Raw genomic sequence first — 9864 nt, 5'->3', positions numbered from 1 at the left:
CTTGGTGGCGGGCGCGGGTTTCTTATCGGCCGGGCCGGGCCGCTGTTCGGTCGGTCCGTGGCCTCACCGGGGGGGGGGGGGGCGGGGTGGCGGCCGCCCCCCACCCCTGCACATCACCTCCGCCGAGCCGCGGCGGCAGGAGCCGGGGGGCAGCGGGACGATCTTGTGGTCGGAGGCGGTCACGCCAGTGCCCAACCGCCTGTCTACTGGCGTCCGCTGGCTGCGGACGGTGGCGTCGATGTCGGCGGCGAGCCTGCGCTGGTGCTCCTTGGTGGAGTGCTGGTAGATCAGCTGGGCCCGCTCCGACGACTGGCCCGCGCGGACCATGAGGTCCTTCAGCTTGGCTCCGGTGTCTGCGGCAAGGGTGTTACCGGTGTGGCGCAGGTCGTAGAAGCGGAACTCCTTCGGCATCCCGACCGCCTCGCGGGCCCTGCACCACTTCCGGCCGAAGGAGGTGCCGCGCAGGGGCGCGCCCTTCTCGCCCACGAAGACGAGACCGTCGGGCCCCTGCAAGTTATCGGCTAAGACACTCTTCCCCGTCGGGGAAGCGCGTCTCGGCCGATCCCGCCTCTGGGGTGGCGGAAGCGGACCGGAGCCAGGGGGCACCGGTCCACCAGGCAGCGACCGAGGGCGGATCGCAGCCGGAGGAAAAGTCCGCACCCCGACGCAAGCGCTCGCCGAAGCGGACGGTAGCCCGAAGGCCGCCACCATCACTGGCGGCGGCCATGTTCCTCCGGGAACACAACAGATGTTCCCCGGAAGCACGCCCGGGTCGTTCAGTGACTGAACGGGGCGAGGGTCCCGGCACCGATGGCGCCCCGCAGGACGTGGGCGATCTCCTCGGGCTTGAGGTCGATGCCGTCGAGCCCCTCCGCGGTCAGCGGGACCTCCTCCAGCGCGTACTCGCCCCGGCCCTCGGAACTGAACTCCGGGCCGGTCCGATCCTCGAAGGACCAGGTCGCGATACGGGCGAGGTAGAAGAGCTGACGCTCGTCGTCGGACTCCATGGTGTGGAGGAGCCGGACGATGTCGGCCTTCCCCGCGATCTCCTCGTGGATCTCCCGATGGAGGGCGGCCTCCCGGGACTCGTCGCCGGGCTCGACGCCGCCGCCCGGGAGCACCCAGTACTCGGGGACGTCGGGTTTGGTACGGCGGATGACCAGCATCGTGTCGTCAGCGGTGACGAGGACGGCGCGGACTCGTTCCTTCATTTCGGTCTGTCTCCTTGCTTGTTGGCGGTCTCAGTGCAGCAGCCAGCCGCCGTCGACGTGGACGGATTGCCCAGTGATGAACGAGGCGGAGGGGCCTGCGAAGAGCGCCACCAGGGCCGCGACGTCTTCGGGGCGGCCGCGGCGGGGGCCGCACTGGCGCTTGATCTGGCCCTCCGGGCGCGCACGGTGCTGGGCGGGGAGGGTGTTCTCGGCCTCGACCTGGATGGCGCCGGGCATGACGGTGTTGACGCAGATGCCGTACGGGCCCAGTTCGCGGGCGAGGGAGCGGGTCAGGCCCAGCAGTCCCGCCTTCGCGGTGCTGTAGGTGGAGCGGGCGGGCCTGGAGAGGGGTCTCAAGCAGGGGCAGGGACATGGCTGCTCCGTTCGCCGGAGTAGGGGTGAGGGGCCGGTGTGGTGGTGAAGAAGGTGTCGGTCGTCGTGAGCGGGTCCTGGCTCTCGGCGAGCTTGATCAGCACGAGCAGGAGGTCGTGGCCAGTCAGCCGGGAGGCCGGGATGACCCCGAGGATGCGCAGGGCGAGGAAGGCATGGATCTCCTCCAGGCCGCTGCCGTCCCCTCCACGAAGGCCGTCCAGCGCCCGCGCGATGGCCGCACTGCGGCCGGGGCCGGTGTTCCACGAGTACCGGACCTCGATGTGCCGACTGCCCTCGTGCAGGTCCAGGTATTCGATGCCCGGGTAGGAAAGTGGCGGCAGGGCGAGACGGAGGGTGCGGGCGTAGACGTCGGGCTGGTAGCGGGGGACGAGCCAGCCGCCCAGGGCCATCAGGTACCAGAGCAGGTTGGCGGCCTCACCCACGGCGATGTTGCGGCCGGCGAACCTGCCCTCGGGCGCCCAGGCGACCGCCTCCCAGGTCAGGGCACTCGACAGCTGGGCTACAAGGGCGTCGAACGCGTTTGCCTCCTACCAGGACACCCAGGACACGGATGCGTCCCTGCGCTCGGTGGTCAGCAGGGCCGTCGGCTGGTCCTCGCTGCCCGAATCCGACAAGGCTCTGCTCGGCTACGGGCTCAACGAGCTGCACGGCACACCCGTCGAGCTTCGCCCATCGGCGAAGGTGCCATGAGACGGCCGGAGCGGCGGCCGCCGGCCGCCGCCCCCGTCCCGCAGGGTCCTCAGGCGAAGACGCCGTGCCGCAGGATGCCCTGGATGAACTCGGGCGCCTGCCGTGCCCCCATATGCCCCTCCAGGGTCAGCTCCCAAGCGGTCTCGGCGATGCTGCAGAAGGTCGACGCGAGCCACGGAGCAGGCATGTCCGTCCGCAGAAGGCCGGCCTTCTGCGCCTGCTCGACGAAGGAGACGGTGCGACGGAAGACCACCGAGGCGCGATCGCTGGCCTGGTCGGCACCGAGGACCTCAGGTTCCACGTAGACCAGGTTCCACAGCTGCGCGAAGGGCCTGTAGTCGCCGATCAGCCCGTCAAGCATCGCAGGTGTGGGTGCTTCACCCTCCGTGCGGGCGAGAGCCTGCTCGCAGTCGTCGAGGATCTTGTTCGCCACCGCGTGGAGGAGGTCCTGGCGGGTGGGGAACAGCCTCACCAGGGTGGCCCTACTGATCCCGGCACGCGTGGCGACGGCCTGCATGGACGCAGTGCGATCTTTCGACAGGAGTGGAATGGCTGACTCCAGAACCTCCGCCGCATCCGTACGCATACCGAGTGAAACCTCCACGCCTCTGTTGACACATTGGTGTTTCAAATTATGCTCTGCAGTGTCATCGTCATTGTACTGAACGGAGGGGGTGTCACCCATGCCTTCATCCAGCATCATCAGAGGTCGAGCGGGTTCCTCTCCCCTTGTGGGGCACGCCCCGCCTCCCGCCGCTCCCGCCGCGCGCAATGCGCCCGCCGGCGGGCACGCGATGCCGGGGCCGACCTCCTGCCCGGCGCTGTAGGCACTCCGTGAGCCGCCTTGCGGCCCCGTCGCATTCCGGCCCAGCGCCTCTGATCCGCCTCACCCTCATCCAGAACGCAGATCGGCACAAAATGACAATTCACCGTCGGCGACTCCTCGCCAGCATCGGCCTCGGGCTGCCCGCCGCGTGCCTGCTCTCCGCCTGCCGAGCCGACGACGTCGAAGGCGTCGGCACCACCTCCGCCGAGGCCCGCACGGGAGTCATCGTCATCGGCGCCGGCATCAGCGGCCTTGCCGCAGCCCGCCACCTCGCGGACCAGGGGGAGGACGTCCTGGTCCTGGAAGCCCGAGACCGGATCGGCGGTCGCATCTGGACCAGCGACGACTGGGACGGAGCGCCCGTCGACCTGGGGGCCTCCTGGATCCACGGCGTGGAGAAGAACCCCATCACCGAGCTGGCTGCCAAGGCCAAGGCCAAAACGGTCGTGACCGACCTCGAAAGCACCACCGACTACCTCCCTGACGGCCAGGAAGCCGAAGGCGCCCGGGCCGAGAAGATCGAGCAGTGGCGCGAGCGGACCGCCGGCGCGCTCGGCACCTACCGGGAGGAGCAGGACCGCGACGCCCCCATGCGCAGCGTGGTCGAGCGTTCCCTGCGCTTCTCCGCGCTGCCGGACGGCGACAAGGCCATGGTCAACAACGCCCTCAACGACTACGAGCACGAGTACTCCGGCAGCACCACGCAGATGTCCACGCTCTACTTCGACAGCGACTCCGCCTTCGACGGCGACGACGTCCTGTTCCCGGGCGGATACGGGCAGATCACCGACTACCTCGCCCGCGGCCTCGACATCCGCCTCGGCCAGCAGGTCAAGAACATCGACTGGAACTCCAGCGGCGTCGCCGTCCGCACGGACAAGGCCTCCTTCCAGGCATCCCAGGTCGTCGTCACCCTCCCCCTCGGCGTCCTGCAGAGCGGCACGGTCACCTTCGGGCCCGGCCTCCCCGAGGCCAAGCAGACCGCCATCGAGAAGCTCGGCATGGGCATCCTCAACAAGTGCTACCTGAGCTTCCCGCGGAAGTTCTGGCCCGACACCGACTGGCTGAACTACGTGCCGCCCGTGGACAAGTACGGCCAGTGGGCCCAGTGGATCAACGTCACCCGCGCCAACGGCGAACCGGTCCTGCTCGGATTCAACGCCGCGGACTTCGGCCGCACCATCGAAGGCTGGAGCGACACGCAGATCATCGACAGCGCCATGCAGACCCTGAAGACCATCTTCGGACAGAACATCCCCGAACCGACCGGCCACCAGATCACCCGCTGGGCCTCCGACCCCTACGCCCGCGGCTCCTACTCCTACTACAAGGTCGGCTCCACCCCCGCCATGCGTGACCAGCTAGCCGCCAGCATTACCGACCGCGTCTACTTCGCCGGCGAGGCGACCAGCAGCAAGTCCTCCGCCACCGTCCACGGCGCCTACCTCTCCGGCATCAAGGCCGCCAAGGAGATCATCGCCTGACATCCCCCACCCGCCGCTGTCCCCGCCGCACACCGCGGCGGGGACAGACCCACGCCCCGGACCAGCCGGACAAGCAACAGGCGTGAGGCCGCAGCCCCCCGTGCAGCAGCCGCCCCACCACGCCCGTCCGGACCCCCGACACACCAGCCCGCGTGCCCAGGGCCACAAGCCTCCGCGTGCGGGACCCGCCTCCCTGCACGGAGCCACCATGAGCGCACAACCGCCCACCACCCAGCCCGCCGCCTTCCAGCCCCTGACCCAGACCGACCCCCGCCAGATCGACGCCTACCGGCTCTCCGCCCGGCTCGGCGCCGGCGGCATGGGGTGCGTATACCTGGCTCACACCCCCGGCGGACGCCCCGTCGCGCTCAAGGTGATCCGCCCCGAACTGGCCAGCGACCCCCAGTTCCGCCACCGGTTCGCACAAGAAGTCACCAGCGCCCAGCGAATCCACGGCCTCTACACCGCCCAGGTCATCGACGCCGGCCCGGACGCCCCCACCCCCTGGCTCGCCACCACCTTCGTGCCCGGCCCGTCCCTCCAGCAGCTCATCCAGCGCCACGGCCCCCTGCCCGAGCACACCGTGCTGCTCCTCCTGGTCGGCATCGCCGAAGCACTCCAGGCGATCCACAACGCCGGAGTCGTCCACCGCGACCTCAAACCCGGCAACGTCCTCATCGCCCCCGACGGGCCCAAAGTCATCGACTTCGGCATAGCGCGCGCAGCAGACGCCAGCCAGCTCACCGGCACGGGACTCAGCATCGGATCGCCCGGCTTCATGGCACCCGAACAGATCCTGGGACAAACCGCCACACCCGCCACCGACGTGTTCGCCCTCGGCAGCCTCATCGCCTACACAGCCACCGGAAAGCCCCCCTTCGGCGACGGCCCCGAACACGCCGCCCTCTACCGCGCCGTACACGACCAGCCCGACCTCACAGGCCTGACCGGCTTCCTGCACCACCTGGTCAGCCACTGCCTCGCCAAGAACCCGGCAGAACGCCCCAGCACCGACTGGCTCATCCAAACCATACGAACCCACTCCACCGGCGGACACCTGAGCTTCACCAAAGGATGGCTCCCCGCACACATCAGCGCCGACATCAGCCACCACAACAACCCCACGGACCCGCCTGCCACAGAACTGGACCCCGCGGCACCGGCGTTCCCCGGCGCCCCCACCTCACAACCCGCTCAGCCCGAGCCGTCCACCCCCAGCAGACGCAAGCGGCCCACCCGTCCGTCACACACCCTCCGCACCGCGCTCCTCGCCGCACTGGCACTCCTCGCGGGCGGAGCACTGATGTACGCCATCCCTCACACGACCGAGCGGACCGGGTACGCAGCCAGCACCCATCCCACCGTCCAGCCCTCCTCGACCAGCACGACGGTCATCGCGCCTACAAGTAGCCCGCACTCCGACCCGGGCAGCTACGCCGCCCAGTACACCGACCGCGAACTGACCTCGCCGGACTCCGACTACGAAATCGATCTCAAGTCAGGGCGGGTAACCCGCGAAACCCCCGGCTGGTATCTCGGCCGCGAAGACGGCGAGTTCTACGTCCCCGACGACAGCCTCACCTACATCGCACCAGCGGACACCCTCACCCTCCCCGACTGCCTCACCGGACTCGACACGCAGCCGGCCTCCTCGCTCCCCTTCACCTCACTCCAGGCCAACCGCACATTCTGCGTCCGGGCCTACGGAAACCGCGACATCGCCATCGTCCGCATCCTCAGCCAAGGCTCCAACGACGGACCCGTCGAATTCTCGATCACCCGCTACCACCGCGCTGCATAAACCGCAACGGAGCGGACGTCCGGCACGTAACGGATGACGGCGGGGTCGAGTTCTCAGGCCTATCGTCAGACGCAGAGTGAGGCGGTTGTGGCCGCAGGCGGCCGGGCACCGTCAGGATCGATCGTCGTGAACGCCGATCTCCGCCCAGATCGACTTCCCGCCGGCCCGGTGGCGTGTTCCCCAGCGCTCAGCGAACTGAGCGACGAGCAGTAGCCCGCGCCCGCCTTCGTCGAACATGCGCGCTCGCCTCATGTGCGGGGCGGTGCTGCTGCCATCAGAGACCTCGCAGATGAGCACGGTGTCGCGGATCAGGCGCAGCTGAATGGGAGGGGTGCCGTACCGGATCGCATTGGTGACCAGTTCACTCACCACCAACTCGGCGGTAAACACCACCTCATGCAGTCCCCAGTCCGCGAGGCGGCGGGAGACCTTGTCACGGGCGTCGGCCACGGCGGCCGGGTCGGAAGGCAGATCCCAGGTGGCCACCTGACCCGCGTCGAGGACCCGGGTGCGGGCGACGAGCAGTGCGACATCATCGGCCGGCTGTGCGGGGAGCAGATTCTGGACCAGGTCGTCACAGGTAGCCTCCAGCGAGTGAGCAGGGCGCTCCAGCCGCCGACGCAGTAGCGCCATGCCCTTGCCGAGGTCGTGTTCGGGGACCTCGACGAGGCCGTCCGTGTACAGCACGAGGATGCTGCCTCGGGGCACTTCCCATTCGACCGCTTCGAAAGGCAGCCCGCCGACTCCCAGCGGCGGGCCGACAGGAAGATCGATGAACTCCGCCTTGCCGTCGGGCGTGATCACGGCGGGCGGGGGGTGGCCCGCGCCTGCGGCGGCGCAGCGACGCGAGACCGGGTCGTAGACCAGATACAGACATGTGGCGATCAGATCGGTGACGATCTCAGCCTCGGGATCCGCCGCGTCCTCCTCCGCCCTGAGGTGGGTGACAAGGTCGTCGAGATGGACGAGGAGCTCCTCGGGGGGCAGGTCGACGTCCGCCAGGGTGCGTACCGCAGTCCGTAGCCGCCCCATGGTGGCGGAGGCACGCAGACCATGGCCCACCACGTCTCCGACGACCATGGCGACCCGTGCGCCCGACAGCGGGATCACATCGAACCAGTCGCCGCCCAGCCCTGCCCGGGACCGGGCCGGGAGGTAGCGGTAGGCCACCTCCACGGCCTCCTGGACAGGGAGTCGCTGTGGCAGCAGGCTTCGTTGCAGGGCCAGAGCGGTGGCTCGCTCGCGGGTGAAGCGTCGGGCGTTGTCCACGGCCACGGCAGCGCGTGCGGCGATTTCCTCGGCAAGGAGCAGATCGTCTTCGTCGAAGGAGTCCCGGCAGCGGTGGCGGACGAGTACGGCCACGCCAAGCGTGATGCCGCGGGCGCGCAGCGGGATGACCATGATCGAATGCATCCCGAAGTCGCGGACCTTCCCTGCGCGCTCGGGGTCGGCGACCTGCCAGCTCTCGATGGCTTCGTCCAGGGTGCGGTGCAGCGACGACCGGCCCGTATTCAGGCAGCGGGCCGGGGGCGAGGATTCCGGGTAGTAGTCCACCTCGCCCGGCTGGATCACCGACTCGGGGGTGCCGGGGAGGACGGACCCCTGCGCGGCGCGGCGCAGCGCTACGGAGCCGGTGGCGGACGGCCTGGGCTCGACGCCGCGGAACAGCCCGTCCAGCAGGTCGACGCTGATGAAGTCGGCGAGCCGCCCCACCGCCACGTCGGCCATCTCCTGGGCCGTGCGCATCACGTCGAGGGTGCTGCCCACCTGTGCGCTGACGTCGTTCAGCAGGGCGAGCCGTTCCCGGGCCCGGTGCTGTTCGGTGACGTCGAGCGCGAGGAGCTGCACGTGTCGCACCTGTCCTGCCGGGTTCCTCAAGGGGGAGACAGAGACGGCCCAGTACTTGTCGCGGGCTCCGCGCCGCGGTCGGCCATGCACCTGGAAACGCTCCGGCTCTCCCGTCTCGAACACCCGGCGCATGCCCTCTTCGACCGTGGTGCAGATGTGGGGAGGCAGGATGTCAGTGACCCGCCGACCGCGCATCTGCGCCTCCGTGAGGCCCAGTTCGCGGGCCGCACCGGCGCTCCCCCGCAAGGCCCTCAACTCGGCGTCGTAGATCATCACAGGGAGGTGGCACTGCGCGAAGGCCTCCTCTGTCGTCGCCTCGTCCTTGTGTGGACGCCGCTGCTGCTGCGGCGTGATCATGATGAGCCACTGTGTGTTGCCCTCGCGATCGAGTGACGCGTACGCCTGCAGCTCGGCATCCATGTGGTGGCCGTCCTGGTGCCGCAGCAGGGTCGGCCCGCGCCCATCGAGAACCGCGGCGAAGAGCACTTCGGCGTCGGCGTTCCCGCCGAGCAGACGTGCCGCGGGACGCCCGACGACGTCCTTGTACGAGTACCCGAGCAACCGCTGTGCGCCGGGACTCCACCCCGTCACGATTCCCCGCGCGTCGACGACTGCCGTAGCCGAGGTGACCTGATCCGGGAACTGATCGAGGCCGTTTCGGAGGGGGCCTGTATTTTCCATGTCCATTCGTCGCCCATCCTGCCCGGGGGCTCTCGGGGGCTGAGGAGACTCAGCAGAGACCGCAGGCCGGCGAAATCCTCGTATCCGTCGCGTCGGCTCCCTTCTTACTTTTATCTCTCCTCGCGCGCACGCGCAGGTCGGCGGACGCGAAAGGGACGCCGCACCAAAACCGCCGCGTACCTGTCTGACAAGAGCACGTGGCCTCGGAAAGGCAATCATCGAAACGTGAAGCCCCAGCTCAACGCCCCGCCACCTCCCCTCGGTGCACGGTCGGCAGTACGTCGGGCGTCAGCTGTACGGGGCTGCCGGCGGGCGCCCTGGCGGGCAGACCGCCCCGGAACGCATCCAGCACACACGAGGAGGTAATCCGTTTGCGGGCCCACCGGTGATCCTCAGTCTTTCGCGCTCCCTCCGTACCCCTCGCAGGAACGCCCGACAGCCTGACCACGACCCGAAGGCTCGGGCTCGAGCTGCTGCCCAGCCCCTGACCTGGGGCCGAGGCTGTCGGCCGTCAACAGATACACCACCAGCCTCGGCAGTGTCCTCGCCTGCCGGATGCTGTCAGGTTCGTGACTGTGACGATCAGGCGGTCCTGGGCGACCAGGCCGTGGAGCTCGGCCCCAGCGTGCCACTACGTGCCAGTCAGGGCGGTCAACAGCGGTCAACACTGGTGCGACCGAACCCCGCACCGCCGCGGCCAAGGGCATGTTTCCGCAGGTCAGAGACCACATGGGCCCAAGTGCCGAGTGATTCCCAAGCTTATAGCGCGGGTTCGATTCCCGTCATCCGCTCCACAGCAAAGCCCCAGGTCGAAGACCTGGAGCTTGCTTGCTGTCTAGCTTGATCTTTAACCTGTGCGGCGGGGTCGTGGGGTCGTGGGCTTGGCCTTCCTGGACGCTGCAGTGCCCGTTGTGCGGGGTCTGTGGACGT

Annotated in this window: 8 protein-coding genes and 1 pseudogene; 3 read left to right on the top strand and 6 right to left on the bottom strand. The window is 69.1% G+C overall.

Annotated elements, in window-relative coordinates:
• Positions 1 to 63 precede the first annotated feature (63 nt).
• The 4 genes and pseudogenes from ACFWFZ_RS08395 to ACFWFZ_RS08380 all read right to left on the bottom strand — a co-directional run.
• Positions 64 to 504: pseudogene (locus ACFWFZ_RS08395) on the bottom strand (site-specific integrase); the annotation flags it as partial.
• 272 nt (positions 505 to 776) lie between these two features.
• On the bottom strand, positions 777 to 1211 hold the full coding sequence (locus ACFWFZ_RS08390; RefSeq protein ID WP_387118451.1) for an NUDIX domain-containing protein: 435 nt from the start codon (positions 1209 to 1211) through the stop codon (positions 777 to 779).
• A 30-nt stretch (positions 1212 to 1241) separates the two neighbouring features.
• Positions 1242 to 1568: an SDR family oxidoreductase gene (locus ACFWFZ_RS08385; RefSeq protein WP_387118448.1), complete on the bottom strand. Its 327-nt coding sequence runs from the start codon at positions 1566 to 1568 to the stop codon at positions 1242 to 1244.
• Positions 1565 to 2026 (bottom strand): hypothetical protein, encoded by a 462-nt coding sequence (locus ACFWFZ_RS08380; RefSeq protein ID WP_387118445.1) that lies wholly within the window; start codon positions 2024 to 2026, stop codon positions 1565 to 1567. The genes ACFWFZ_RS08385 and ACFWFZ_RS08380 overlap by 4 nt, the downstream gene beginning before the upstream one ends.
• Before the next feature lie 4 nt (positions 2027 to 2030).
• Between ACFWFZ_RS08380 and ACFWFZ_RS08375 the strand changes: the two genes are divergently transcribed.
• Positions 2031 to 2294, top strand: coding sequence for a hypothetical protein (locus ACFWFZ_RS08375; RefSeq protein WP_387118442.1), 264 nt, complete (start codon positions 2031 to 2033; stop codon positions 2292 to 2294).
• 49 nt (positions 2295 to 2343) lie between these two features.
• On the opposite strand, the gene ACFWFZ_RS08370 is transcribed toward ACFWFZ_RS08375, so the two are convergent.
• Complete coding sequence (locus ACFWFZ_RS08370; protein WP_387118439.1) at positions 2344 to 2811, bottom strand: TetR/AcrR family transcriptional regulator; 468 nt, start codon at positions 2809 to 2811, stop codon at positions 2344 to 2346.
• Positions 2812 to 3212: 401 nt separating this feature from the next.
• On the opposite strand from ACFWFZ_RS08370, the gene ACFWFZ_RS08365 reads away from it, so the two are divergent.
• Entirely contained in the window at positions 3213 to 4604 is a 1392-nt protein-coding gene (locus ACFWFZ_RS08365; protein ID WP_387118436.1) for a flavin monoamine oxidase family protein, read from the top strand.
• Between the two features lie 208 nt (positions 4605 to 4812).
• Positions 4813 to 6405, top strand: a complete 1593-nt coding sequence (locus tag ACFWFZ_RS08360) for a serine/threonine-protein kinase (protein ID WP_387118433.1) — start codon at positions 4813 to 4815, stop codon at positions 6403 to 6405.
• 111 nt (positions 6406 to 6516) lie between these two features.
• Here the strand turns inward: ACFWFZ_RS08360 and ACFWFZ_RS08355 are convergent, their stop codons facing one another.
• Positions 6517 to 8940, bottom strand: a complete 2424-nt coding sequence (locus tag ACFWFZ_RS08355) for a SpoIIE family protein phosphatase (protein WP_387119221.1) — start codon at positions 8938 to 8940, stop codon at positions 6517 to 6519.
• Positions 8941 to 9864: the final 924 nt, after the last annotated feature.

The sequence above is a fragment of the Streptomyces sp. NPDC060232 genome (assembly GCF_042726555.1).
Classification (GTDB): Bacteria; Actinomycetota; Actinomycetes; order Streptomycetales; family Streptomycetaceae; genus Streptomyces.
The sequence above is the reverse complement of the archived record's forward strand: the minus strand, read 5'-3'. Positions and strand labels throughout refer to the sequence as shown.

What these genes read in the sequence shown, in the direction of transcription:
- ACFWFZ_RS08390 (WP_387118451.1), bottom strand. Translation starts at nt 1,211, where the DNA reads ATGAAGGAACGAGTCCGCGCCGTCCTCGTCACCGCTGACGACACGATG.
- ACFWFZ_RS08375 (WP_387118442.1), top strand. Translation starts at nt 2,031, where the DNA reads ATGTTGCGGCCGGCGAACCTGCCCTCGGGCGCCCAGGCGACCGCCTCC.
- ACFWFZ_RS08370 (WP_387118439.1), bottom strand. Translation starts at nt 2,811, where the DNA reads ATGCAGGCCGTCGCCACGCGTGCCGGGATCAGTAGGGCCACCCTGGTG.
- ACFWFZ_RS08365 (WP_387118436.1), top strand. Translation starts at nt 3,213, where the DNA reads ATGACAATTCACCGTCGGCGACTCCTCGCCAGCATCGGCCTCGGGCTG.
- ACFWFZ_RS08360 (WP_387118433.1), top strand. Translation starts at nt 4,813, where the DNA reads ATGAGCGCACAACCGCCCACCACCCAGCCCGCCGCCTTCCAGCCCCTG.
- ACFWFZ_RS08355 (WP_387119221.1), bottom strand. Translation starts at nt 8,940, where the DNA reads ATGGACATGGAAAATACAGGCCCCCTCCGAAACGGCCTCGATCAGTTC.